1 pseudogene is annotated in these 277 nt (G+C 45.1%); it reads right to left on the reverse strand.

Features of this window, described 5'->3' with window-relative positions:
- Window positions 1-129 precede the first annotated feature (129 nt).
- A pseudogene (locus SB660_RS20175) lies at window positions 130-277 on the reverse strand (protein LiaH); the annotation flags it as partial.

The following is a 277-nucleotide window of genomic DNA, read 5'->3' on the forward strand; positions in this document are numbered from 1 at the left end:
TCCTTTGGCAATCTTACGCTTCATTACGTTCCATCCTTTTTCATTCATTTTATTATAAAGGAAAAGCCGGAGAATTGATACGTGCGTATAGGGAAGAGGCGTAAAAGCGCCGATCTTCCCTTGTGCACATTATTCATGAGCCGCTTTTTGATGCTCTGTTTTCTCCAGAGAAAGCGAGCGCATTTTTTCAATCTCAGCTTCCACCTCGTCTGAATATTGGGAGCGGCTGTATTCTGTGTTCGCCTCAGCTGAAGTGCCGTATTTGACGCGGACTTCC

Origin of the sequence: Bacillus sp. SIMBA_005 (genome assembly GCF_046535585.1) — a bacterium.
GTDB lineage: Bacteria > Bacillota > Bacilli > Bacillales > Bacillaceae > Bacillus > Bacillus pumilus.